At 68.0% G+C, this 25669-nt stretch carries 21 protein-coding genes; 8 read left to right on the plus strand and 13 right to left on the minus strand.

All coding sequences use genetic code 11. The features are described from left to right. Window positions 1-46 precede the first annotated feature (46 nt). A complete protein-coding gene (locus tag DAT37_RS07945; protein WP_109524070.1) occupies window positions 47-877 on the minus strand; it encodes a mycofactocin-coupled SDR family oxidoreductase in 831 nt (276 codons plus the stop codon). Window positions 878-1046: 169 nt separating this feature from the next. Between DAT37_RS07945 and DAT37_RS07950 the strand changes: the two genes are divergently transcribed. Continuing rightward, window positions 1047-1490 carry a hypothetical protein gene (locus tag DAT37_RS07950; RefSeq protein WP_232839586.1) on the plus strand — a complete coding sequence of 148 codons (444 nt, stop codon included), beginning with the start codon at window positions 1047-1049 and terminating at the stop codon, window positions 1488-1490. 63 nt (window positions 1491-1553) lie between these two features. Here DAT37_RS07950 and DAT37_RS07955 read toward each other — a convergent pair whose 3' ends face one another. Beyond that, a complete protein-coding gene (locus DAT37_RS07955) occupies window positions 1554-2135 on the minus strand; it encodes a transglycosylase SLT domain-containing protein (RefSeq protein ID WP_198654148.1) in 582 nt (193 codons plus the stop codon). A 909-nt stretch (window positions 2136-3044) separates the two neighbouring features. On the opposite strand from DAT37_RS07955, the gene DAT37_RS07960 reads away from it, so the two are divergent. Then, window positions 3045-8510: an ATP-binding protein gene (locus DAT37_RS07960; RefSeq protein WP_109524071.1), complete on the plus strand. Its 5466-nt coding sequence runs from the start codon at window positions 3045-3047 to the stop codon at window positions 8508-8510. 265 nt (window positions 8511-8775) lie between these two features. Beyond that, the gene (locus DAT37_RS07965; RefSeq protein WP_109524072.1) at window positions 8776-9483 is read left to right on the plus strand and encodes an MspA family porin; all 708 of its coding nucleotides are present in this window, start codon (window positions 8776-8778) and stop codon (window positions 9481-9483) included. A 38-nt stretch (window positions 9484-9521) separates the two neighbouring features. Here the strand turns inward: DAT37_RS07965 and DAT37_RS07970 are convergent, their stop codons facing one another. Both DAT37_RS07970 and DAT37_RS07975 read right to left on the minus strand, forming a co-directional pair. Further along, on the minus strand, window positions 9522-10637 hold the full coding sequence (locus DAT37_RS07970; RefSeq protein WP_109524073.1) for an NAD-dependent epimerase/dehydratase family protein: 1116 nt from the start codon (window positions 10635-10637) through the stop codon (window positions 9522-9524). A gap of 5 nt (window positions 10638-10642) precedes the next feature. Next, a complete protein-coding gene (locus DAT37_RS07975) occupies window positions 10643-11185 on the minus strand; it encodes a nuclear transport factor 2 family protein (RefSeq protein WP_109524074.1) in 543 nt (180 codons plus the stop codon). Between the two features lie 65 nt (window positions 11186-11250). On the opposite strand from DAT37_RS07975, the gene DAT37_RS07980 reads away from it, so the two are divergent. After that, complete coding sequence (locus DAT37_RS07980) at window positions 11251-11955, plus strand: TetR family transcriptional regulator (protein ID WP_109524075.1); 705 nt, start codon at window positions 11251-11253, stop codon at window positions 11953-11955. A 6-nt stretch (window positions 11956-11961) separates the two neighbouring features. Here DAT37_RS07980 and DAT37_RS07985 read toward each other — a convergent pair whose 3' ends face one another. The 5 genes from DAT37_RS07985 to DAT37_RS08005 form a co-directional block, all read right to left on the minus strand. Further along, window positions 11962-13332 carry an ABC transporter substrate-binding protein gene (locus tag DAT37_RS07985; protein ID WP_109524458.1) on the minus strand — a complete coding sequence of 457 codons (1371 nt, stop codon included), beginning with the start codon at window positions 13330-13332 and terminating at the stop codon, window positions 11962-11964. Window positions 13333-13355: 23 nt separating this feature from the next. Then, a complete protein-coding gene (locus DAT37_RS07990) occupies window positions 13356-14417 on the minus strand; it encodes an NAD(P)H-dependent amine dehydrogenase family protein (protein WP_109524459.1) in 1062 nt (353 codons plus the stop codon). Between the two features lie 183 nt (window positions 14418-14600). Further along, window positions 14601-15293: a class I SAM-dependent methyltransferase gene (locus DAT37_RS07995; protein WP_109524076.1), complete on the minus strand. Its 693-nt coding sequence runs from the start codon at window positions 15291-15293 to the stop codon at window positions 14601-14603. Window positions 15294-15311: 18 nt separating this feature from the next. After that, on the minus strand, window positions 15312-16469 hold the full coding sequence (locus tag DAT37_RS08000) for a glycine amidinotransferase (protein ID WP_109524077.1): 1158 nt from the start codon (window positions 16467-16469) through the stop codon (window positions 15312-15314). A gap of 42 nt (window positions 16470-16511) precedes the next feature. Then, the gene (locus DAT37_RS08005; protein WP_109524078.1) at window positions 16512-17606 is read right to left on the minus strand and encodes a TauD/TfdA family dioxygenase; all 1095 of its coding nucleotides are present in this window, start codon (window positions 17604-17606) and stop codon (window positions 16512-16514) included. A 499-nt stretch (window positions 17607-18105) separates the two neighbouring features. Between DAT37_RS08005 and DAT37_RS08010 the strand changes: the two genes are divergently transcribed. Both DAT37_RS08010 and DAT37_RS08015 read left to right on the plus strand, forming a co-directional pair. Then, window positions 18106-18768: a hypothetical protein gene (locus tag DAT37_RS08010; RefSeq protein WP_157978354.1), complete on the plus strand. Its 663-nt coding sequence runs from the start codon at window positions 18106-18108 to the stop codon at window positions 18766-18768. Window positions 18769-18915: 147 nt separating this feature from the next. Further along, window positions 18916-19779: an alpha/beta fold hydrolase gene (locus DAT37_RS08015; protein ID WP_109524080.1), complete on the plus strand. Its 864-nt coding sequence runs from the start codon at window positions 18916-18918 to the stop codon at window positions 19777-19779. Here the strand turns inward: DAT37_RS08015 and DAT37_RS08020 are convergent. The 3 genes from DAT37_RS08020 to DAT37_RS08030 form a co-directional block, all read right to left on the minus strand. After that, complete coding sequence (locus DAT37_RS08020) at window positions 19763-20686, minus strand: hypothetical protein (RefSeq protein WP_109524081.1); 924 nt, start codon at window positions 20684-20686, stop codon at window positions 19763-19765. The two genes, DAT37_RS08015 and DAT37_RS08020, sit on opposite strands and share 17 nt — an antisense overlap. After that, window positions 20683-21972 carry a hypothetical protein gene (locus DAT37_RS08025; protein ID WP_157978355.1) on the minus strand — a complete coding sequence of 430 codons (1290 nt, stop codon included), beginning with the start codon at window positions 21970-21972 and terminating at the stop codon, window positions 20683-20685. The genes DAT37_RS08020 and DAT37_RS08025 overlap by 4 nt, the downstream gene beginning before the upstream one ends. 179 nt (window positions 21973-22151) lie before the next feature. Next, window positions 22152-22622: an SRPBCC family protein gene (locus tag DAT37_RS08030; protein ID WP_109524083.1), complete on the minus strand. Its 471-nt coding sequence runs from the start codon at window positions 22620-22622 to the stop codon at window positions 22152-22154. A gap of 69 nt (window positions 22623-22691) precedes the next feature. Here DAT37_RS08030 and DAT37_RS08035 point away from each other — a divergent pair, with 69 nt between their 5' ends. Continuing rightward, window positions 22692-23114: a pyridoxamine 5'-phosphate oxidase family protein gene (locus DAT37_RS08035; protein ID WP_109524084.1), complete on the plus strand. Its 423-nt coding sequence runs from the start codon at window positions 22692-22694 to the stop codon at window positions 23112-23114. Window positions 23115-23378: 264 nt separating this feature from the next. Further along, window positions 23379-24218: a class I SAM-dependent methyltransferase gene (locus DAT37_RS08040; protein WP_109524085.1), complete on the plus strand. Its 840-nt coding sequence runs from the start codon at window positions 23379-23381 to the stop codon at window positions 24216-24218. Window positions 24219-24572: 354 nt separating this feature from the next. Here DAT37_RS08040 and DAT37_RS08045 read toward each other — a convergent pair whose 3' ends face one another. Continuing rightward, window positions 24573-25478, minus strand: a complete 906-nt coding sequence (locus tag DAT37_RS08045) for an alpha/beta fold hydrolase (RefSeq protein ID WP_109524086.1) — start codon at window positions 25476-25478, stop codon at window positions 24573-24575. Between the last annotated feature and the right edge of the window lie 191 nt (window positions 25479-25669).

Consider the following 25669-nt stretch of genomic DNA (forward strand, 5'->3'; position numbering starts at 1 on the left):
CCGCTGATGTCTACCGGGACCGACTCCGGTCCCGGGAAGGATCGGTTCAGGTGGTGCCCGCGCTCCTGCCCGAGGAGATCGTCACCGCCTCGCCGTTGAAGTGGCGTCCCCGCTCGGAGGCGAGCAGCAGTGCCACTTCGGCGATTTCGGCGGGGTCTATCCAGTCGGAGTTGGGCGGCCCGGAGGCGACCATCGCCATGATGTCGGCTCTGGTGGGATTGTCCTTCTTCGGCATGAGCTGCCGATAGATGGCGGGGTTGTTGATCATGTCGGTGTCGACCGCGTCCGGCAGCAGCGCGTTGACCGTGATGCCGTATCCGGCGACCTCGATCGACAGGGATTTGACCAGGCCGATCACGCCCCACTTGGCCGCGGTGTAGTGGGCCATGTGGCGAACACCCATCTTGGCCGCGATCGAGGAGGTCGCGATCACCCGGCCCCATCGGCGCTCGATCATGTACGGGACCACGGCGCGCACGCTGTGGAAGACGCCCGTGAGATTGACGTCGATGATGTCCTGCCACATGCGCTCGTCCATCGAGGCGACGGTGCTGTAGGTGGCGATTCCGGCATTGGCGACCAGGATGTCGATGCGACCGAATTCCTCCATCGCCCGCTCGGCGACCGCGTTCATCTGATCCCGGCTGCGTACATCGGCCTTGATCGCGACGCACCGACGGCCTGCCTTCTCGACCGATTCGACGGTCGCGGCGAGATCGTCGCCGGTGCCGAGCGGATACGGCACGGTCGCGATCTCCTCGTCGATATCGCATACGACGATGTCCGCGCCCGCGTTCGCCATGGTGATCGCGTGCGCGCGACCCTGCCCCCGCGCGCCTCCGGTGATCACCGCTACGCGGTCGTCGAGTTCTCCCATGCTGAGCTCCTCATCGAGTCGGCCGTCGCCGGACGGCCGCGCTCACGAGTTCGTCGGCCACGCCGGGCGATGCTGGCTGTGCGAGCGTATAGCAGGGGTGCCCGCCGATGTGGAACATCCGCGCGCGGATGCTGTTGCGCGGCCGCGGTATGTGGGTCACGATCGGCGGATGGGAATGAAACGTGTGTCGGTCCTGACGGGCGCGGTGCTCGCCGCGACCGGATTGTGTTCCGGAATCACCTCGGCCGCACCGCATTCGACGGATACGCCGCGAGCGGCCGTCGCCAGGGCCTACATCGACGCCCTCGTCTCACACGACGCGAGTGCGGTGCCCTTCGCGCCCGACGCGACACGGGTCGAGGCGGGTTTGCAGACCGGATACTCCGGGCCGCAGCTCGCGAACGACCTGAATCACGGCGTGCAGTACCGGGTGATCCAGGGCATTCGGGATCTCACCATCGACGAGGCCGGTGATGTGGTCACCACCCGGTATCTGCTCGACTCCGGCGTCGCGGGTGTCCGACTGTTGACCGTGGAGATCACCGAGACGTTCGTCATCCCCGACGGGACGATCCACGCCATCACCGCCACCATCGTGCCGACCGCGGGCTGAGTCGCCCCGGAGACGACAGTGCCTCCCCGCCGGACGGCGGGGAGGCACTCGTGTCGGTACGGATCAGTACGCGCCGTTGACGTTGTCCATCGAACCGTAGCGGTGCGCGGCGTAGTTGCAGGCCGCGGTGATGTTGGCGACCGGGTCCCAGATATCGAAGGGGGTGCCCTCGACGTGGTAGGCCTCGAACGTCGGGTCGATCACCTGGAGCAGGCCCTTGGACGGGATGCCCGCGGCGGCGTTGGAGTCCCAGAGGTTGATGGCCTGGGGATTGCCGCCGGATTCGCGCATCACGTTGCGGTGGATGCCGTCGTAGCTGCCGGGGATGCCGCGCACGGCCATGATGTCGAGCGCGTGGCGGATCCAGCCGTCGAGGTTGTCCGGGTAGACCGGGGCGGGCGGCGCGAGGAACGGCAGCCCGGGGAACGCGGGGAGCGGCGGCAGGCCCGGTAGTTCGGGAAGGCCGGGGATCGGGAAGTCGATCGGGGTCGCGGCGACCGGGGTGACACCCGCCGCAACGCTGTCGTCGGCCTGGGCGGTCACGGCGGAGCCGCCGAGGGCGATGACGCCCGCGGCGGCCACGGCGACGGCGATGCCGCTACGCAGCGACGGGAGACGGAAAGCGGGAAAGCGGGTGTCAGGCATGTGCGAATCGGTTCCTTGATCGTGTCCGAAGGTGTTCGAGCCGGGTTCGGGCAGTGCTGATACGCGACGGGAACTCGTCGATATGTCCCGTCCGAATCGGTGGTGCATATGCTGTTTTCGGATTTTGTTGTGAGGCAGGCGGCCTGCGCGCGACGCGGGGGAGGTGCCCGGTCGGTGCCGGGAGGTCCGCCGTCGCGGGGGAGAATGTGCTCACGGCTCGTGCCGCCGGATTCTCCGATGACCGCGCTGTGCGAAACGCATCTGTCGTGCGGTCGTTTCCGAATATGTGTGGATCTACTTATCGGTCCAACCGAAGTGCGGGTTGTGCTCGACCGGATCTCAGCTTGATCACAAGAGATTAATGCGAGATGAACGGAAGTTGAACGGCAGGAATTGATGATCTTGGAAAGCCCAGGTCATGCCCTATGGACCGGTGCGTATGCTGGGAGTTTGCCGATAAACCTTCTGTGACCGACCCCACAGAAATAAAAGTCGAACCGTGATCTTCGGATCGCATTCCGGTAACCGGGCGTGGAGAGAATTCGTCCGGTGACCGCCGAACGCGCGACACCGGTTCGAGTCGAGCGGCGGTCGCCGTCGCGTGCTCGGCCGTCGGGGGTGTCGACCGGAGGGCGAGCATCCCGGGTGAGGTCGAAGGCGACCGCGCCGGGAGAGGGGCGCGGGTGGGGTACCCGGTCGGCGAGACGCCCCGCCGGATGCGCTCCCGCCCCGATTTCGTCGCTCGGCAACACGCCGTTGACGGGCTGTTCGCCCCCTTATCCGGGGATACGGGCGAGTAACAGTCGAACGCTGTGGGCAGATGACGAATAAAGGTGCAGACTACGCGGAACTGAGAAAATGAAACCCCGCGCCTGTCGACCGGGCCTACTGTGGAGGAAGGAGCGGCGAGTGTTCAGCCGCATCGCCATCGTCAATCGAGGAGAAGCCGCCATGCGGCTGATCCACGCCGTCCGGGATCTGGCCTCGGAGACCGGGCGACCGATCGAAACCGTCGCTCTTCATACCGATGTCGACCGCAACGCGACGTTCGTGCGCGAAGCCGATATCGCCTACGACATCGGTCCGGCCGCCGCGCGTCCGTACCTGGACCTGAAAGCGCTGAAGACCGCCCTGCTCGAGACCGGCGCCGACGCGGCGTGGGTCGGCTGGGGCTTCGTGGCCGAGGATCCGGCCTTCGCGGAACTGTGCGAGCAGATCGGGGTCACCTTCGTCGGCCCGAGCCCGGAGGCCATGCGCAAACTCGGTGACAAGATCGGCGCGAAGCTGATCGCCGAGGAGGTCGGCGTACCCGTCGCGCCGTGGAGTCGCGGCGCGGTCGAGACCGTCGAGGACGCGCTGGCGGCCGCGGCGCAGGTCGGCTACCCGCTGATGCTGAAGGCGACCGCGGGCGGCGGTGGCCGCGGCATCCGGGTCATCACCAACGCCGACGAACTCGTCGACGCCTACGAGCGCACCCGCCAGGAAGCCGCGCGCGCCTTCGGCAGCGGCGTGGTGTTCCTGGAAAGGCTGGTCACCGGCGCCAGGCACGTCGAGGTCCAGGTGATCGCCGACGGTCAGGGCACCGCGTGGGCGCTGGGCGTGCGCGACTGCTCGGTACAGCGGCGCAACCAGAAGGTCATCGAGGAGTCGGCCTCGCCGGTGCTGCGCGCCGACCAGGTGGCCGACCTCAAGGCCTCGGCCGAGCGACTGGCGATCGCGGTCGGTTACCGCGGCGCCGCGACCGTCGAATTCCTCTACCACCCGGGCGACGAGCTGTTCGCCTTCCTCGAGGTCAACACCCGACTCCAGGTCGAGCACCCGATCACCGAGTACACCACCGGCTTCGATCTCGTGCGCGCCCAGTTGACGGTGGCCTCCGGCGGCAGGCTCGAGGGCGAGCCGCCCGCCGAGCGCGGCCACGCCATCGAGGCCAGGCTCAACGCCGAGGATCCGGACCGCGATTTCGCGCCCGCCCCCGGCCGCATCGTCCGCTTGGACCTGCCCGCCGGACCCGGTATCCGCGTCGACACCGGTGTCAGCGAGGGCGATGTCATCCCCGCCGACTTCGACTCCATGATCGCCAAGATCATCGCCTACGGACGCGACCGCGACGAGGCGCTCGGCAGGTTGCGCCGGGCCGTGGCGCAGACCCGGGTGGTCATCGAGGGCGGCGCGACCAACAAGAGTTTCGTCCTCGACCTGCTGAACCAGCCCGAGGTGATCGACGCCAGCGCCGACACCGGCTGGATCGACCGCGTGCGCGGCGAGGGACGGCTGGTCTCGCACCAGCATTCCGCCATCGCGCTGGCGGCCGCCGCCATCGACGCCTACGAGGAAGAGGAACGAGCCGAGCGGCACCGCCTGCTCTCCACCGCCTCCGGCGGCCGTCCGCAGGTGCAGCACGAGAGCGGCCGTCCGCTCGATCTCAAACTGCGCGGCGCGGGCTACCGCGTGCGGGTCGCCCGGATCGGCGCGCACCGCTTCCGGATCGGCATCGAGGCGGGCGGCGAGGTCCACACCGCCGACGTCGATCTCGAGCGTTTCGACCGGCACACCGGCCAGATCGTGGTCAACGGCACCCGATACCGCCTGATCACCGGCACGCACGGGCCGATCCATCTGGTCGACGTCGACGGCGTCGCGCATCGCGTCAGCCGTGACGAGGGCGGCGTCGTCCGCTCGCCCGCACCCGCGCTCGTGGTCGCCACACCGCTCGCGGTCGGCGCCGAGGTCGAGGCGGGCGCACCGATTCTCGTGCTCGAGAGCATGAAGATGGAGACCGTGCTGCGCGCGCCGTTCAAGGCGCGGCTCAAGGAATGCGTGGTCTCGGTCGGCAGCCAGGTGGAGACCGGCGCGCCGTTGATGCGGCTGGAACCGCTTGTCGACGACGCCGAGGCCGAGGACGTGGCAGCGTCCGGATCGGTCGAACTCGACCTGCCCGCCGGGTCGGCGCGGGTCCGCCCGCACGAGCGCACCGTGCGCGGTCAGGAGGATCTGCGCAGCCTGCTGCTCGGTTTCGACGTCGACCCGCACGACGACAGCCGGGTACTCGGCGACTACCTCCTCGTCCGCAAGGAGGCCATCGCGGACAACCGCAGGCCGCTGGGCGGGGAACTCGAACTCGTCGAGGTGTTCACCGACCTCGCCGACCTGAGCCACAACAGGACCTCCGGCGAGGACACCGGCAACAGCCACGTCCACAGCTCCCGCGAGTACTTCCACACGTATCTGCAGAGCCTCGACGTCGAACGGGCCGGTGTGCCCGCCTCGTTCCAGGCCAAACTCGCCAAGGCGCTCGGCCACTACGGCGTCACCGATCTGGAACGCACCCCCGAACTCGAAGCCGCGGTCTTCCGCATCTTCCTGGCCCAGCAGCGCCCGTCGGCGACCGTCACGGTCATCACGACGCTGCTGCGCGAATGGCTGACCGAGCCGGTGCCGGACCGGGCGCTGCGCGAGCCGGTCGGTCTCGGGCTGGAGCGGCTGGTTGCCGCGACGCAGGTGCGTTTCCCCGCGATCGCCGATCTCGCGCGCGGCGTGGTCTACGCCTGGTTCGGCCAGCCGCTGCTGCGGCGCAACCGTGCCCGCGTGTACACCAACGTCCGTAACCATCTGCGTCACTTGGACGCCGAGCCCACCTCGCCCGATCGCGCCGAGCGCGTCGCGGAGATGGTGAGCAGCACCGAGCCGCTGGTCCGCCTGCTCGGGCAGCGTCTGGTACGCGGCAACCTCGACAACAGCGTCATGCTCGAGGTGCTGACCCGCCGGTACTACGGCAACAAGGGTCTGCGCGATGTGCGCACCCGCGAGGTCGGCGGCTGCGCGTTCGTGATCGCCGAGCGCGACGGACTCAGCCTCGTCTCGACCGCGGTGAGCTTCGACGAACTCGACACGGCCGTCCGCGGACTCGTCGAGGTCGCGGGCAGCGCGGGGGTCGTCGACGCCGATATCTACCTCGGCTGGGAGCGCCAGCCCGACGATTTCGACGCCATGGCGACGGCACTGCACGAGGTCTTCAGCGCGCACCTGCTGCCCGCCCAGGTACACCGGATCACCGCGACCGTCGCGGGTAGCGGCGGCGCGGTCATGCACCACCACTTCACCTTCCGCCGGTCGAGCACGGGCATGGTCGAGGAGCGGTTGATCCGCGGCCTGCACCCCTACATCGCCCAGCGCATGCAGATGGAGCGCCTGCGCAAATTCGACCTCACCCGGCTGCCGTCCTCCGACGACGACGAGATCTACCTGTTCCGTGCCGTCGCGAAGGAGAACCCTTCCGACGATCGCCTGATCGCGTTCGCGCAGGTGCGCGACCTGGCCGCGTTGCGCGAGCACGACGGCAGGCTGCTCGCCCTGCCGACGGCCGAGGCCACCATCGCCACCTGCCTCGACTCGATCCGCCGCGCGCAGTCACGGCGGCCCTCGGCCAAGCGGTTCAACACCAACCGCATCGTGATGTACATCTGGCCGCCGATCGACGTCACCCCCGCCGAGCTGGAGACCGTCGCCGGACACGTGCGGCCGACGACGGCGGGCGCGGGGCTCGAGGAGATCCTGCTCATCGCGCGCCAGGTCGACCGCAGGACCGGTGAACTGACCAAGGTCGAGATCCGGGTCTCCTTCGACGCCACCGGCAACACCCGGGTACTCGTCGGCGAGCCGTCCGACGAGCCGGTCGAGCCGATCGACGCCTACCGTCAGAAGGTGCTGCGGGCCAGCAGCCGCAACACCGTCTACCCGTACGAATTGACCGGTCTGCTCGGTGATTTCGCCGAATACGATCTGGACGCCGACCACGCCCTGGTGCCGGTCGACCGGCCCAAGGGGCAGAACAAGGCGGCGATCGTCGCCGGTGTGGTCAGCACCCCGACCGAGCGTCATCCCGACGGCGTCAAGCGCGTCGTGCTGCTCGGCGATCCGACGAAATCGCTCGGCGCGCTGTCGGAACCGGAATGCCGTCGCATCATCGGCGCGCTCGATCTCGCCGATCGGATGCGGCTGCCGCTGGAGTGGTACGCGCTGTCCTCGGGCGCCAGGATCTCGATGGAGTCGGGTACCGAGAACATGGACTGGGTGGCGGCCGCGCTCAAGCGGATCGTCGAATTCACCCAGGACGGCAACGAGATCAATATCGTCGTCACCGGCATCAACGTCGGCGCCCAGCCGTACTGGAACGCCGAGGCGACGATGCTCATGCACACCAAGGGCATCCTGGTGATGACGCCCGATTCCGCGATGGTGCTCACCGGTAAGCACGCGCTGGACTTCTCCGGTGGCGTGTCGGCCGAGGACAACTTCGGCATCGGCGGTTACGACCGGGTGATGGGCCCGAACGGTCAGGCGCAGTACTGGGCGCCGGATCTGAACGGCGCGCGCGAAGTCCTGATGTCGCACTACGACCACACCTACATCGCTCCCGGTGAGCAGGCGCCGCGGCGCGCGCGCACCGACGATCCGATCGACCGCGATGTCTGCGACTTCCCGCACGTCATCGAGGGCAGTGATTTCACGACCGTCGGCCAGATCTTCTCGGCGGCGTCGAATCCGGATCGTAAGAAGCCCTTCGACATCCGGACCGTCATGCGCGCTGTCGCCGACCAGGACCATCCGGTGCTGGAGCGGTGGGCCGGCATGGCCGACGCCGAGACCGCGGTGGTGCAGGACGCGCACCTCGGCGGTATCCCGGTCTGCCTGCTCGGCATCGAATCCCAGGGTGTGCAGCGGCGCGGGTTCCCGTCCACCGACGGACCCGACACCTACACGGCGGGCACCCTGTTCCCGCGGTCGTCGAAGAAGGCCGCGCGCGCCATCAACGCGGCCAGCGACAATCGTCCGCTGGTGGTGCTGGCGAACCTGTCGGGCTTCGACGGCTCCCCGGAGTCGATGCGGAAACTCCAGTTGGAGTACGGCGCCGAGATCGGCCGGGCGATCGTGAACTTCCGAGGTCCGATCGTGTTCTGCGTGATCTCCCGGTACCACGGCGGCGCGTTCGTCGTGTTCTCGAAGGCGCTGAACCCGAGCATGACAGTGCTCGCGCTGGAAGGTTCGTTCGCCTCGGTCCTCGGCGGCGCACCCGCCGCCGCGGTGGTGTTCGCGGGCGAGGTCGACTCCCGTACCGCCGCCGATCCTCGGATTCGTGACCTGGAAGCGGGCGTGGTGCACGCGACCGGCACCGACCGGGCGGCGCTCACCGCCGAACTCGACGGACTGCGGTCGTCGGTGCGTACCGAGAAACTCGGCGAGGTCGCCGCCGAATTCGACCGCGTGCACAATATCCAGCGCGCCGTCGAGGTCGGTTCGGTCGACGCGGTCATCCGCGCCGCCGAACTGCGTCCGCGCATCATCGAGTCCATCGAGGCTCACCTGGCAGGCTGATCGGCGAGCCGTCGACAAGGGCGGCCACCATCGGATCGGTTCGTGTTCGTCTGTGACACGGTCGAATCGGAGGTGGCCGCCCTTTCGTCGTTGTCTGCGGTTCCGCGCGCCTGTCACATCGACAATGGCCGGTGCGGTACGAATACCGTGATCGAACAGTTCGGCTGCTTATTCGGATTCGTACACATCGCGGGGAATTCGCGGCGATCGCCGTGCGAATCCGTTGGTGAAAGTTCCCATTCGACTATCACTCGACCGGAGCGTCATGAACCGCAAGCCTTCGTATGTTCTCGTCCTCATCAGCACCGTGATCATCGCCTGCACCGGTATCATCGGCGCCACGGCGGGCGCGGCACCCGGGGAGGTCGCCTCGGGCGGACTGCGCATCGTCGCCTCGGTAGACTCGAATTCCGTGGTCCCCGCCGGTGATATTGCGATGAATGTCCCGTTCGTCCACTCGGTCAAGGTTTCCGGGGACTTCTCGGTCGTGATCGACGGCGCCGCACTGCGCGGCGGCGAGATCGTCGCCGGATATCTGATCGGCTGCGCGGTGGACATCTCCAACGGTATTTCGATAGGTATCTCCCCGAGTGTGGCCGTCGGCGTCGGGATCGCCCCCTCGGTCGGCGTCGATTTCGGCGTCGATCTCGGTTTGGAGATCGACGCGCCGCCGACGGTCGGTATCGGCGCGGGCGTGAGTTTCGCCATTCAACCGTCCATCGAGATGGAAACCGGCCTGGCCGGTGAACTTGCCGTGAACCTGGCGCCGGGTACCGTCACGGCGGCGGTGATCGGTGCGACGGAACTGGATTCGGACGTCGAATTCCCCTACACCTTCGCCCACAGCAATACGCCGCTGAGCGTCAACGGGTGCATTTCCTCGGCCTCGGCCATGCCGTTCGTCACCGTGCGCGCCGACGCGAGGAACGCCACCGCCCAGACGACGGGGTACGGCGCGGCTTTCGGGTTCTGAGCCTTCGGTTTCCGAGCGCTCGGGTTCTGAGACGCCGTTCAGGGACGTTCGGAGTCCTTGTTCGCGAGAACGTCCGGCCCGTAGGTTTTCTCGAACAGGGCCCACGGGTCGGCGTAGTCGCCGCGTCCGTCGCGGCGGCGCTGCACGGCCATGAGCAGGCGGATGGCGGGCCGTAGGACCGGGCCGAATGTCCGCAGCAGCAGCGTGCGGGAGCGTGCCTGCGAGTGAGCGATCCACTCCCGGGTCTCGGACCAGGTGTGCCGCTGGAAGTCCAGCAGTGCCTCGGACTCGGTGGTGTCGAACCAGCCGGTGAACGTCCATCCGCGATCGTCGGCGGGATCGCCGGGCAGACTCACCGACGGACCGAGGCGGCCGAGTCCGAGTGACTGGGTCATGTCGTCCTCGAGTTCGCGCTGGAGTTTGCGGTAGGACTCGTCGCCCGCGATGAGCAGGATCCTGCCGTCGATACTGTCCGCGCGGTCCACCGCGTTGGCGAAGGCCAGGGCGACATCGCGGGCGTCGACGGCGTGAATCCGGTTGTCCCTCGGCGTCGCTCGGATCAGGACCAGGTGGGTCCGGTCCATACTCGACATCCCGTCGGGGGAGATGACCCCGCCCAATCGCAACACCGCGTACGGCAGGCCGCTTTCCCGGATGATCGTCTCGGCCAGCAGTTTGTCCCGGCCGTAATGGTCGATGGGATCGACGGGTGTCTCGTCGGTGACGAGTTCCGGATATCGGTAGGGATTGCGCGACCCGTAGACCGACGCGCTCGACGCCAGGATCAGCAGCGGCGCCCGGTCCAACGCGGTCGCCGCCGCCACCACGTTCCCGGTGCCCTCGACATTGACCCGGTGTGCGGCCGCGGGGTTCAGGTAGGACGCCGGTGCGAGGCTCGCGGCCATATGCACGATCGCGTCGGGACGGTGTTCGCCGACGAGTCCGGCCACCGCGGCCGGATCGAGCAGGTCGACGAAGGCGGGAACCAGCGTGCCGGGCCGTGCCGAGCCCGACAGTTCCTCGGCTGTCGCGACGGATCGATCGGTGCGCAGATCCATCGCGATCACCGTGCGCCCCCGGTCGAGCAGGATCTCACAGCAGCGTTTACCCACCTGGCCGAAACCGCCGGTCACCAGAATTGTGTTGACGGACATGGATATCAGACCTTTCCCGAAGGTTGTCCGGCCGACTTCCGCGCGAATCTCGCTCCGACGTTTCGCATACGCTCCGAGACACGTATCGAGAACAGGGGCGTGGCGATATCCTCCCGGAGCCGGGTCAAGGTGGAGGACTTGACGCGCCATCGCCCGCCGGACTTCTCGTAGGTCTCGTCGTAGTGGCCGTATCCGTGCAGGGTCAACCCCGGGCGCAGCGCGACGATGTCGTGCAGGGCCCACACGCCGCCGGCCGTTGTCGGCGATATCAGCTCGATTTCCGGAGCGTGCACTTGGTGAACGGTGGTCTGCGCGGGCTTGCCGATATTGCGGCGGGTGAATTCCACGAATTCGTCGGCGCCGACAACGACCGCGCCGCCCGCCGCGGAGGTGTCGCTGACGAAATCGTCGGCGAATATCGCGCGCCATGCCCGCCAATCCTTGGCGTCGAGGTAGCGGCAGTAGCGAGCCTTCAGCTGCTTGATCGACTCGATTTCCAGCAGTGCCGCGGTGTTTCCCGGGTCCTGCGGGTTTGCTGGGTTGTTCATGCCTGTCGGTTCTTCCTTGTCGGTCCGGTGCGCGCCGGGAACATGTCTGGTCATAGGGTGGACGGGTGAGCGGTGAAGCACGCGGGATATCCGATGCCGCGGACGGCGACGCCGGGCCGCGTCGGCGCGGTCGGCCACGGCAGCTCAGCCTCGAGCGGATCGCCTCGGCGGCAAGGAAAGTCGCGCCGGAGGCGCTGACCATGCAGGCCGTCGCGGACGAACTCGGCGTCGATCCCAAAGCGCTCAACTATCACGTCGGTGACCGTGAGGGCCTGCGCGAGCTGGTGGCGCTCGACATCTTCGAGACCGAACTGGCCCGTGTCGCCCTGCCGGTGGATCGTGAGTGGCGCGAGGTCGTGCGCTCGTACGCGGTGGCACTGCGTGACGCGGTCGTCCAGGTCGGTGTCCTGGCCTCCTCGGTCCGACTGTCCGGCGCGCGGGGGCTCGGCACCCTCGCACCGGTCGAGCGTGTGCTCGAAGCGCTGGTCGGCGCCGGTTTCGATATCCACGACGCGCGCATCGCGCTCACGTTGATCACGGAGACGAGTTTCTCGTCGGGGATGCACGCGGTGCTGCTCGCACAGCACCGCGTGCATCCCGACGTCCCCGGCGTGCTCAGCGCGCTGGAGACCGTGGACGAACGCGAACTGCCCGTGTTGCGGGAGGTGATCGCCGACCAGGAAGCCGACGACGACCAACTCGATTTCAAGATGACCGTCATCCTGGACGGGCTCGATCGCCTGCTGATCCGCAAACGGGTGTCCGGGTAGTTTCCGCTACCGCAGGTCGGTCATGGATTTACCGACATCGGCCAGCGTCATGGGCGCACCGTAGTCGCCCTGGTATTCGTAGGGAGCGACATCGCAGCGGTAGAGGCCGGTGTCGGGCCGGAAATCGGCGGGTTTCCAGCCGTCGGCCGTCGCCTGCTCGATATTGAAGCAGCCGCTCGGCGCGTCACGATTCGACAGGTTCACCGGCGCCTGCAATCCGCCCGCCGTCCACGCCCGCTCCGAGGAAGCCGCGTCGTAGACGCACCGGCGGGTGAGGTCGTCGCCGCAGCTCGCCGCGGATTTCGCGAAAAGCAGCCAGGCCGATATCGCCCGCAATTGCGGGAAGGTGATCTCGGTGCCGGGCGCGTACTTGTCGAACATGCTCTCGACCTGCTTCATCGCGGGCACGCTGTCGGCCTTCTCGAAGGGCACGACACCACCGAGGTCGGCGACATTGTTCTGGAAACCGATCGAATTGGCCGCCTCTTTCAGGAACGCGGGGGAGTAGTTGTTGTTGGTCGCGTCGATCCAGTCGAGTCGGTATTCGATCGACGTGAGCGCTTCCTCGAGTTTCGAGAGCTGACGCGGTTCGCCGTTGAAGATCAGGCCGCGCACGCCTTTCTCCTTGATCCCCTGTGCGAACGGAGCCCAGTTCGACACACCGGCGATCGGGTACAGGTCGTCGTAGACGATCGTTGCCCCCTGCGCCCGGAAACTCTCCTTGCCCTTCTCCCCGAGCACTTTCGAGACCGGCGAATCGGCGCTGATGAAGCCGACCTTGCCGAGGGATTCCGGGTACGCCTCGGTGACCAGCCAGCGCCGGAATCCGGTGTAGCTGTCGTGGTGCGGGAGCGCGGTGGGCGAGGCGCTGATCTCGAGATCGGCGCCGACACTGCGCGCCTGGGCCACCTGCGCGGGGAAACTCGGCAGCAGGCAGGACAGTCGATCCTTCACGCCGAGCGCGTCGAGTCCGGCTCCACCGCCGACCAGGGCGAAGTCGTCACGGCAGGCTTCGATCATGCGCTGGCGGACCTCGGTGAGATTCGTGTCGTGGATCGCGAGTTCGATGGTGCGCCCGCCGATCCCGCCGTGATCGTTGCACCACCCCGCGAAAACCTTCGCGGCGTCGATGAATTCGGGATTCTTGGTGAAACCGAGATCGCTGAAGACGCCGATCTTGATGCTGTCCGCCGTGACGCCCTGGGCGGAGGCCTTGGTGTGCTGGCCGCTACCGCACACCGTCCCGAGATCACCGAATTCGCCGGTCCCCGTCGCGGTCGACGGTCCTTCGTCGTTCTGCTCGCCCCGTCCCGCGCATCCGGCGAGGAGCAGGGTCGAGACCGCGACGAGGACGATCAGTCCTCGATTCGGCGACATGCGCTTCGCCTGCCGCTGATACCTCATGCCGGGGAGGTGATGTCGCGGGGCAGTGTGAGCGGCAGATCGTTGTAGGTCACGATCCCCGGTGCGGCCGCCACGACCGCGGGGATCGCGTGGATGGGCGGCATGGCGGTCATGATGTGGCCCAGGACCATGAAATCGGCGATCGTCTCGGCCTGGAAATCGGGCGGTGGGAGGAATCCGACGGTCATGTTCACCGTCGGGCGTCCCTCGACGGTGATCTTCCAGCCGTCACCGTCGAGTTTCCAGTCCGGGTCCAGCGTCTGGCCTTTGCGCCAGCGGACATTGATGTCGACGATGGTCCTGCCCCCGACGCGGCCCTGCCAGCTCGCGTGCACCCCGGCGACGCAGCCCTTGTCGATGGTCCACGACGCCATGACCAGATCCTCGGTGGTCTGCGCGTACTCGGCCTCGCACACGATCTCGTCGAGGACAACGCCGAGTGAATCCGCCACCAGTCGAACGGCTTCGGCGAAGACGGCGGTGCCGGCGGCGGCCATGCCCGGCAGATCGGGATCGTCGATCGGGGTGCCGAACCCCACCGGCCGCTCGGTGGCGGGTGAATCGTAGAAGGTGGTGTCGGCCGATTCGGCGATGACGATCTTGTCGACGCGGTCGCAGGCGTTGGCCGCCACGATGGCCAGCAGCTGGGCGAAGCCGGGACTCACGCCGGAGCCGAAGAGTGTCGACCCGCCGCGCACGCACGCCTGGGCGAGCCGATCGCGGCCCTCGCCCAGGTTGTGTCCGGTGATGAAGGACGCCGTGGTCACCATGTTCACGCCCGAGGAGAGGATGCGAACGGCTTGGTCCACGTCGAACCACATGGGGTTGTAGACCACGCAATCGGGTTTCGACGCGAGCAGGGCGTCGATGTCGTCGGTGGCCGTCACGCCGAGCGGTTGCCCACCCGCCAGCTCGCCGATATCGCGCCCGATCTTATCGGGCGACCAGGCGAAACAGCCCACCAGCTCGATCGCGGGATTCGCGGCGAGCGCCCGCACCGAGCTGGTCCCCACATTCCCCGTCGTCCACTGGACGACGCGGTACTTGGTCGATGACATCACTACCTCTTCCTCGCTGAACACGACGCGTGTGCCGCAGCGACGGCTGCCCGCACCGCTCCTGCTTACACCTCGTGATCCGGTCCGCGGAGCGTTTTCGCCCATATTTTTCCCGATCGGAGAAAAATAGTGTCGCGGTCTCCGGTCCGAGGTGCGTCCGCGCAGCGCGGATTCCCGCGACGGTCAGGGGCGACCGAGCGCGACGGCCAGGAAGTGCGGGCGATGCCGGGACTTCTCGTATCGCTCCGGATCGACCCGCCGCGCCTCCTCGGTCGCTCGCGGCTCCGCCAACTCCTCCAGCGTGAATCCGGCGCGCAGGAGTTCGCCGAGAAACGTCTCCAAGGTCATCCGCTGAAATCGGATCGCGCTGTTCGCCAGTGGCAGTTCGACATGGTCGTCGGCGAAATACGAGCCGCCGAAATGAATCCAGTCGCCGGTGGGGTGCGTGGTGGAGACGAGCAGGCGTCCGCCGGGGCACAGCACGCGCCGGATCTCGGCGAGCAACTGGGCGCGCGCGGTCACGTGGTGATAGACGAGCGCCATCACGGCCAGATCGAAGGATCGATCCGCGAGGAAGGTCAGCGGCCGCTCCAAGTCGTGACGGTGCAGGATGGCGTCGTCACCGAGTCGCTGTCTCGCCGCGTCCAGCAGGGTTTCGCTGCCGTCGACGCCGGTGAACCGCGCCACGCCGCGTTTCAGCAGCTCCGCGCCGTAATGGCCCGCGCCGCAGCCGATGTCGAGGACTCGCGATCCGGCGACGTCACCGGCGAGCCGCAACATGGCGGGCCGATCGGTGTGGGCGTTGTGGACGTTGTCGGTGGCCAGGGCGGCGAACTGTTCGCCCAACTCGCCGTGGTACGCGGTATCGGCATTCATCGGACCATTGTCGTCGGATCAGGACAGGTAGTCCTCGAGTCCGCCGTCGCGGACGGTGTCGACGGTGAAGCAGTGGAATCCGCCGCCGAACAGGCGGCGATGGCGGTGCTGGACCGGGACGACCGTCATGCCGCGCGACTCCAGGAGTCCGACGAGTTCGGTGTGCGCGGAATTGACCAGGACGGTCTCGGCGTCGATCGAGAGCACGTTCATGTCGATGTATTTGCTGGTGAGAACCAGGTCGTTGTCGTCGTAGGGCGGGAACTGGTCGGCGGTGGGCTCCGGGTAGTAGATACGGTCCCATTTCTGGAGTGCCGCGGGCAGGCGGTCCACGATCTCCGGTGAGCGGGCAAGCAGCAGTCCGGGCCGCAGCGGCAGCACCGTGCTGTCGATGTGGTCGTCGCTCAATCGGTAGATCCGGTGCAACCGGAATCGATCGCCCAGATGCCGATCCAGCCATTCGTAGGCGAGCTGGTGATTCTGCGTCGAGACGTTGACCAGCACGTCCTTGCCGAAACGCAGGATCTGGGCGGCGTCCATCATCATCTCGAAACCGACGCGGTAGGGCGAGTCGTCGGGAAGCGCGCTGGGCGTGAGGGGTTCGTCGAAGGAGCCGCCGCCCTCGACATAGGAGAAATCGAACGATCCGTCGGTCATCAGCGGACGCGGCATCACCGACCAGCGCGCGCCCCGCTGGAAATAATCCATGAGAACCGGTTTGAGCAATTGGTTCTCGAAATAGCGCGAGCGCATCATCGGCGGCGTCTCGACGATCTCGTCACCCATGATGATCACGTTGTCGCGCACGTTCAGCGCGGGGATCATCGCCGCCGACCAGGCCGGAGTTCCCACCTCGGGAACGTTCGGTCCCAGATCCAAGGGGCGGCGCACCGTGATCGACAGGGATTCCAGAGTTCGGACGAGACCGTCGATATCCTCGTTCAATTCGTCGACGTGCCGCTGCGCGATGGTGATTCTCGACCGTGCGTCGCTGCCCTCGGGCGGCGAGAACGGCGGATAGAGCCAGGGCTTGCGAGAGAGATCGTTGTCGATCGTGATGTTCTCGTGCAGGAACATGTCGAAGGTGAGTTCGCGTTCGTGGGTGGTGTAGTTCAACCCCGAGCCCACGATTACTTCCCGTAGCGGGGACCACTCGTCATAGCTGTTCAGACGCACATCGATCTCTTTCGTCGCTTCGATGGACCGGATTCGATCAGGTTAATGCCGAGACGCGGTCGCGCCGTGTCGTTCCGGCATCCCGGCGGTGGCCTCGCCGCATCGGCGCGGCGTCGCTCGCGGGTCCGGAATCGGCTCCCGGGTCAGATAGTCGACCTGCTGGCCGTAGCCGTTCTCGTTCGATTCCGCGAGGGGGCGCGCTCGTTGGGGGATCGCGATATTCACTCTCTTGAGCCAGCGGTCGGTGCCGTCGAAACGTGCGGTGAACGGAACCCGTCCGTGTACCACCACGTCGTTGTCGATGATCGCGACATCACCGGGTTCGAGCACGACGCGGCGGGTGACCCGTTCGAGTTCGCTGCCGAGTCGCCGGTAGGCGGCACGGAATTCGGCGTCGGCCTCGGCCAACGGCGTGTAATCCGGGTCGTAGCGCAGGCATAGACCGTCCGCGCGTTCCCACAGAGTCGGCACCGCCTCCGCCGACCCCCATCGCGCCGGATCCCCGTAGGTGAGGTCGGGCAGGATCGGAACGGTAGGGCGCGAGAGTATTTCGCGGTCGGTCGCGGACAGTCGGACATCTCGGATCGAGGCGACGGTGGTGGCGACCGCGTCCCTGTTGCGGACGCATCCGAGCAGGAATACGTGGGATCGGTGCGGGTGGAAGGAATCCTCGGTATGCGGGCTCAACAGGATCGAACTGCTCGCTCCGGTCTGGACCGTCTCGTGTCCGCGCGCGGGCATGACATTGTTGACCAGACGCCCCTCCTGTTGGCCGCGCCACCCGAACGGACGTCCGATCATGCACGCCAGCAACAACATCTGTAGGTCGACGGGCAGACTTGTGGTGTCGTCGATCGCCGCCCAGATCGGCGGGGTCCGGCCGATCGAACGCTCGTCGATCAGGATTCCGCGGATCAGGCAGACGCCGCCGTCCGTCGCCGGGGGAGCGATCTTCTCGCGCAACTCGCCGTCGATACTGTCGGCCAGTACCGAGATCGCTTGCCGACAGCGAGGATTGGACAGACTGCCGTACGCCGCGGCGAGCGTCGTACCGAGTTGGTGCAGGAAAGCCCGCGAATTCGTGCTCAACATGCGGGTTTCGAGCGAACGTGACCCACTGTCTGCGGTGACCTGCATGCTGATTCCCCTTGCGTGTGCGCTACCTGTGACTTCGCACGGTTCCGCGACGCTGCGCGGGAACCCGGTGGGGCACACGGGCGCCCGACCGACTCGCAACCATGAACGGTGTCGACCATAACCGAGCGGCGGTCAGTTAGGCAAGGCAGCCCTAAGCTGTGTTGCGGTGTCGCGGGGTCGTCGAATTGCGCACCAGCCCAGTGATATTCACGGGTAAGTCGACGGCGGGAGAGCTGCCGGATACGGTGCGGGAGGTTCGTATCGCGACATCGCGCGCGCCGGGCGGGGCGGATTTCCGGTGTCGCGCACCGTTCGGTCGAAAGGCGGCGGCACCTCGCATTTCATTTCGGGAACGCGTGTCGTGGCGTTTCCGCGGATATTCGGGGCAATGGCCACGGTGAATAGCGGGTCACCGAATTTCTTACTCGGCGATTCAATCCGTCCGGTCATCCGGTCCGAATCAGAAGAAGAGCCTTCCGCCTCCCGGAAAAGAGATCTCATGGTCATATCGAAGCCTGTCTCGCATCGTCGGCCCTCCCGCCGCACCGCCGTATTCCTGGTGGCCGGTGCGTTGCCGGTGGCCGTCGCCGTCGCCGCCGCTCCCGTATTCGCCACGCCGTACGGCGAACCGTCGGTCGTGGCGTCGGAACCGGTCCGGGCCACGCCGATCGATGATCCCGCCCCCGAGCAGGCCGCGCCGCCGCAGGCCCCGGTCAACACCATCCGTATCGGTGATATCGAGGTCGGCAGGCCCGATTTCATCACCCCCGAACAGGCGCAGCAGATCAACGACGGTTCCGAGGGCGTGGAATCCTCGCTGTCGGACGCGCTCGATTCGGCCGGTGTCGATCACGCTCGCTCGGACCGGATCGCCGAGGATGTCATCGGCGCGTCGGTGATCGGCGCGTCCGTCGGATCCACCCTCGCCAGCCCGCTCGCCGCGACCAGCGCGCTGATCGGCGCCGCCACCGGCCTCATCGTCGGCTTTCCGTTCCTGCCCGCCGGTCTCGTCGTCATGCCGGTCGTCTGCGCGGCGATCGGCTACGCCGTGATCGCGGTGCCCGCGGCGGCGGTCGGTGCGGCGGTCGGCGCCGTGGTCGGTGCGGTGGAGGGTTCCGTGGCACCGCTGCCCGAGCCCGCGGCACCCGAGCCGGCGGTGTGACCATCCCGCCGCCCGCTTCCCGTGGGCGGCGGGTTTTCGCGCCGGGTGTCGGCCACACCGGTCGACGCGGCGCTTGCCCTGGCTTGTCGCCGTTGCGATATCCGGGCGTGATATCCGGACGCGCACCCTCTCGGGGATAGTTGGCGCATGCGCGTTGACGGGTCCGTAGGCGAGGGTGGACAGGCGACACATCGGATCACCGTGGCCGCGGAGGTCGCGTTGTCGGCGGAGGTGGCGGGTGCGGGCAGCCCGCTGGTCCTCGTGCCCGGCGCGGGCGGCGACCGTGCGACCTGGGACGATCTGTGGCCGACGCTCACCGCGCGTCACCGCTGCGTCCGCTACGACCTGCGTGGCTGCGGCGAGTCGCCGGATCACACCGTCGAGACGTTCCGGCACGCCGACGATCTGGCGGCGCTACTCGACGGCCTTGGACTCGAACGGGTCTCCGTCGCCGGCGTCTCGATGGGCGGCCGGATCGCCGTAGATTTCGCGCTGTCCCATTCGGATCGGGTCGACCGGCTGGTCTTGATCAGCCCGAACCTGGCGGGCTGGGACTGGTCGGAGTCGTGGCGGGCCCGCTGGCGGGAATTGACGCGCACCGCGGTCGGCGGAGACCTCGACACGGCAAGGAGACTCTGGTTCCGGCACCCGCTGTTCGAACCCGCCCGCCGCGATCCCGAACTCGCCGCGCGGTTGTGGGCGAGCATCGCCGCGGACACCTGCCGGGTGTGGCTCGACGCGGACAGGGAGGCGCCGCCCGAACGGCCCCACGTCGAAAGTCTCGGCGAACTGGGGATGCCGGTGCTGCTGATCACCGGCCAGCGCGACGTGGAGGATCTGCGCCTCATCGCCGAGATCGTCACCGCGATGGTGCCGGGACTGCGTCGCGTCGACCTGCCCGACACCGGGCACCTGCCGCACGTCGAACGTCCGGCCGAGACCGCGGCCGAGATCGTGGCCTTCCTCGCGGGCGCGCCGAACCCGACGGCGACCGCTACCGCGGGCGGGTGATCAGACGCTCGTCGGGCATCAGGTAGGTGATCGACAGATCGCGGTGCGCGATCCCCTGACCGCTGTCGTGGATCGGGCGCACCGCGTCGAGCAGGCCGACGCAGGTCAGGTGGTCGGCGGGATGAACCCCCTGCCCGGCGTCGAACCGCAGCGTCGTCGCACCCTTCGCGGTATCGGTGCTGGTGACCAGGCGATAGCGCAGTGGCGGATCGTCGGTGGTGCGCGCGCTCCAGGTCGAGCGGTAGCCGATGCGCGGGCCGAGAGCGCGGTCGACGGTCACCTTCTCGACGGTGCCCGCGTCGTCGACGCGCACCTCGACCGTCACCACCGGGCGCGCCTCCGGGTCGCTCGCGCCCGCGAAGACCGCGTCCTCCAGCGCGTGCAATCCCGCTTCGTAGTAGTCGGCGACCGCCGCGACGGCCGACCGTGCCGCGACCTCCGTGCCGCCGATACCGATATCGCCCAGGGTGTTCCACGGATACACCCCGGCGGCGGGGAGTTCGAGTTCTTCCTCGAGTTCGATCCGGCGGATGTCGGTGGTCACCTCCGAGAGCGAGCGCAGGATCCTGGTCGCGATCGCGGTCTGGAAACCGCCTGTCGCGTGGAAGGTCGAGTCACCGGCCCGGCACGCCTCGCGGAGGTCGGTGACCGGCAGGTCCGCGCCGGGCGGCAGCGCCGACACCACGTCGTAGCCGTCGCGCAGCAGGCGCGGCACCACGTCTTTCGGTGCGTCGGTGGCGATCTCGGCGAGGGTCGGCACGTACAGGACGCACGCGGTGCCCTCGGGTACGGCCGGCGCGGACGTCGTCCGGCCGGTCGAGCGCAGGTCGGGACGGCGGTCGACTCCGGCGACGAGTCGATCGGCTACCGGTCCCGTGCCGAATACGGCGACCGCGACGGTGCTCATGCGTTCTCCAGTCGGTAGCGCGGGGTCAGATCCGGCATCGCGACTCCCGGTGGCGCGGCGCACAATTCGGGCACCGCGGCGAGCATGGCCCGCACCGAGATATCGGTGACCGCCGACCAGTCCGCGCTGTAGGCCTCATCGTCCATCTCGTTGCGCATCTCGACCCGGCACGGACTGCCGTCCAGGGTGATCACATGTCCGCCGGACAGACTGCGCGGATGGTCGGGTCCGAGATGGGCGTTGCCGGAGCCGACGTGCCAGCATTCCTCGTTGGTCATGAAGAGGCGGTCGCCGATGTAGCCGCGATAGGTCATATGGATGGCGCCGACGGTGCCGGGTTCGATCACCGTGCCGCCCGCGCGCACCCTGGCCCGCGCGGGAACGGGATAGATGTGGCGTTCCACGCGCACCGCGTCGGACCCGATGCCGAACAGGGCGTGGCCGACATTGCCGAGCACATCGTTGAAATAGAAGTGCTGCATCAGACCGATCGCGTGATCGGAGTCGACGGAGCCCAGCGGCGTCCCGAATCCCAGACTCTCCAGACCGCCCCACATGCCGTCGGGCGCGGCGGACAGATCGCCGACCTCGAGGAAGCGCACCTCGGTGACCTCGTCGAGCACCCCGGCCAGTCGCAGCAGTACCTGTTCGACCATCAGGCCCGGGTGCAGGCCGGTGCCGTGCAACGAGACGCCGCCCTTCTCGCAGGCTGCCTGGAGTCGGCTTCCCAAGGGGCGTCGGGGAAGCGCGCGATCGACGACCGGACCCGCGAGTCGCTCGACGGCGGGGCGGAATGGCCGGGCGGGGGCGGAGTCCAGCGCGCGCACACCCCATTTCAGCGCCGTCAGCGCGGGGCGCAGGCTCGGCCCGAACGCGTCACCGGTGACCTTCATATCCGCGACCGTGCGCAGCACCGACAGCGGTGTGCGCGAGGCCGACAGCCAGTTCGTCATCGACGGGTTGTGATACGAGGCGGCCGAGACCACGTTCTTCCCCGATTCGAGCAGATCCACCACGTCGGCGTCCGCGCCGCGCAGCAGCGACGGCGTGGTCGGCGTGTGGACGACGCAGTCGGCGTCGAGGGCGAGAATCGCCTCCTTGGATGTCGTCGCCGCGACGCCGACCGGTGCGAGGCCGACGAGTTCGCCGATATCCCTGCCGTCCTTGTGCGGACTGAAGACCTTGACGCCGACCACATCGAATTCGGGGGATCGCAGCGCGGTCAGGAGCGCGCGCCCACCCATGTCTCCCGGCCCCCAGATGACGAGCCGATACGGACGTGTCACAACCGCCTCCTTGCCGTTGGAGACATGTGTAACACACCGAAAGAAGTTACATACCATTCTTGTGGCAACTTCTCTTGCCAGATTTCCGTTCGCTGGAGTCAGGGTCGGCGAACAGGTCTTTCCGTGAAATCCGGGTCGAGCCGTGACGGGAAGCTAGCGGTGATTCGCGGTTGCTCTACCTATCGGGCGTTCTCGGCTCCCTCGGCCAGCGCGGCGAGATTCTCGATCGAGGCGAGCAGTTTCTCCGCCGTGGTCGCCTTCGCGCGCACCAGACGTTTCGGATCGGTCAGCCGCGACCAGTCGTAGGTGTGGGTGACCCGGGTGAGGCCGTCCCCGGCGGGTTCGAGTTCCCAGCGCCAGAGATGGCCGGGCGGTTCCTGGTCCGGCTCGGAAGGCAGCCAGGCGATACGTCGCCCTTCCTCGAACTCCACCACCCGGTTGTGGCGCACCGCGCCGTTGGTCAGCGCCATGACGAAGACCTCGCCCGCACCGCGCACTCGCTGTCCCGCCGATGCCTCGTTCAGGTTGTCGTTACCGTCCCATCGTGGCTGCTGGGCGGGATCGGCGATCAACTCGAAGATCCGCTCCGCGTCGGCCGCGATCTCGCGTTCGGCCGACACGACCTGCGGTAGCTCGCTGATATCTGTCATGGCTCGATCGAATCACCCTTCCGCCCGCGGTGCCAGCATTCGGTCACCCCGTGAACGTAAAGTGGAGTCATGGCACTGACTTCGCAAGAACGACAGGAGTTCCTCGCCCAACCCCATATCGGCGCGCTCGCGGTCGCCGCGAGTCCGGACCGCGCCCCGCTCAATGTGCCGATCTGGTACCAGTACTCACCCGGCTCCGAACTCTGGGTACTGACCGGGACACATTCGACGAAGATCCGGCTGCTGGAGGCGGCCGGGCGTTTCAGCATCATGGCGCAGGTCGTGACGCCGACCGTCCGCTACGTGACCGCCGAAGGCCCGATCACCCGCACCGAACCCATGAAGGACGGCATGCTGCGCGAGATGGCCGCCCGCTACCTCCCCGCCGAAAAGGTCGACCCCTACCTGGAATTCGCGCAATCCCACGGCGAACAGGTCGCGGTCTTCATGCGCCCGGACCATTGGCTCTCCGCCGACTTGGGCGCGATCTGAGGGAACCGTCGTCGGCGAGACCACTTTGTCGACGGGGCCGACAGACGCCCGGCCTCCCGCCAGTGGACCACGCCGCGCAGGGTGATCGAACTCGCGACCGCGTTGGGGGTCGACCTGCCGGAATTGCCGCGCTGATCGGGATCGCCTGTGCCGCCTTCTTTCTCGAAACAGGGATGCGCGGTGCACGGGTCTCGTCCGTGCGGTTTCCGCTCGCGTCGAACACCCCGATCGGTCTTGCCCGGCCGCGTCGGTAGGGTGGCGCGTATGCAGGTCGGGCAGCCGAGTCGAACCGCGATGGCCGTGGCGCACGCACGGGCGTACCACCAGGTCGCGGACGAGCCGAGGGTTTTCACCGACCCGCTTGCGGTGCGGATCATCGGTGAATCCGCGGTGCGCTCGAACGAATTCGACGACGGTCTCGATCGGGATCTGGCTCGTCGCCGTCGATTGTTCATCGCGGCGCGCAGTCGTTTCGCCGACGATGTGGTCGCCGAGGCCGTCGCCGCCGGGACCGATCAGGTGGTGATCCTCGGCGCCGGACTCGATACGTCCGCCTACCGCGATCCGCACCCCGACGTGCGCTTCTTCGAGGTCGACCACCCGGACACCCAGGCATGGAAGCGGCGGCGCCTGGCCGAGACCGGCATCGCGATTCCCCCGGCGCTGACCTTCGCCCCGGTCGATTTCGAACAATCGACGCTGGCGTCCGGGCTCGCGTCGGCGGGATTCGACCGCGCCCGCCCGGCCGTGTTCGTCTGGCTCGGCGTCACGATGTACCTCACTCTCCCGTCGATCCACGACACGCTGCGCTATATCGCCGACCAGGGCGGCGCCACCGAGGTGGTGTTCGACTACCTGTACCCCGCCGCCACCGCGACCCCCGAATACGGGACGGCGCAGCGCGAGCGCGCGGATCGCGTTGCCGCGGTGGGAGAACCGTGGCTCAGCTACTTCACCGCGGACCGGATCCGCGCCGACCTGGTGGACTCCGGATTCGCGCGAGTCGAGGACCGGTCCGCGGCGCAGTTGCTGGCCGTGTATGGGATCGGAACGACTGCGAGTCCCGCTGATTCGGGGCCGCATCTGGTGCGCGCACGTACCTGATCGACCGCTGTCTACGGCGGAGTCCGAGGCCCGCACCGCTGGGGAGGAACCAGGCATGCGGTGGAACCGGGTGTGCCCTTCCCGCTGATTCGGGGCCGCAACTGGTCCGCGCACGTATCCGCTCGGCTCTCGGACGAGTTCGAGTCTCGCCACTGGGAGGGAGGGATAGCGCGTGCGCGGAACCGGGCGTGCGTTGTTCAGTCGGCCGCCCGGAAGGCGTCGAGTCGGTCGCGTGCTCGCGTCGGCACGCTCGACGTTCGGTCGGCCGCCCGGAAGGGCTCGAGCCCTGGTTAGGCGTGTGCTGGGCGGCACGCCCGACTGTCGGAGGCCGACCTCCGCACAGACGCGCCTCGTTCAGCGCGCCGAGGTCCGGTCGATGGTGAAGTCCTGGATGAGAGCGGCGAGTTCGATCGGCCGGTCGCCCTGGACGGAATGTCCGGCGTCGGTGACGATCTCGATCCGCGCCTCGGGCTGGCGGCGCAGGAATTCGGCGGTGTCTGCGTCGTCGACGACCGGTGAACGCGCACCGCGGACGAGCATGGGCGCGGTGGCGAGCGCGGAGACGTCCTCCCACAGCGGGCCGAAGTCGAGTGTGCCGTCCGCGGTGGGACGTATCCGGTCGTAGCGCCAGATCCAGCGACCGTTGTCCTGTTCGCGCGCGTTGTGGAGGATGCCGCGACGCAGTGACCGGACCGACCGGCCGGGATTGTGCGTGACGGTGCGTTCGAGGATCTCGTCGAAGGACGCGAAATCGGCGGGGCCGTGCACGAAGGCGGTGATGGCCGCCGTCTTCCCGGGATGGTCGCCGGTGCCGGGGGTGACGTCGACCAGGACCAGGCGCCGGACCAGGTCCGGGCGGCGAGCGGCCAGGCGCAGCGCGGTCAGACCACCCAGCGACATGCCCACGATCGCCTGCGCGCCGGGTGCGAGCGCGTCCACGGCGGTCGCGACGGCCGCGGCCAGACGGTCGGGCGTGTACCCGTGGTCGGGCCACCAGTCGGAATGGCCGTGGCCGGGCAGATCGATCGCGACGAGTGGCCGGTTCAGCGCCAGCGCCACCGTGTCCCAGGTGTGGGCGTTCTGCGCGCCGCCGTGCAGCAGGACGAGTTCCGGATCGACCTCACCCCAGCGCAGCGCGCTGATATTCGCACCGTTGCCGATCTCGGCGGAAACCCTGCGCACCCGCGGCGCGCCCGACCACGGCAGCCCCGCCTCCTCGGCGTTCTCGGCGAACAGTCCGAATTCGTCATACTCCGACATACCCGACAGTATGCGTCGGCTCTGTCGCGATGCCCAGGTATCGCGACGGCTCGAGCCGAAGGCCGCCGCCCGGCCCGAAGGCGCCGCCCGGCCCGAAGGCGCCGCCCGGCCCGAAGGCGCCGCCCGGCCCGAAGGCCGCCGCGGAGTCGCATGTCTCCGTCCGGGTCGGACGTCGCTGGTCGCCGACTCGC

Source organism: Nocardia aurea (assembly GCF_003123685.1).
GTDB classification, from domain to species: domain Bacteria; phylum Actinomycetota; class Actinomycetes; order Mycobacteriales; family Mycobacteriaceae; genus Nocardia; species Nocardia aurea.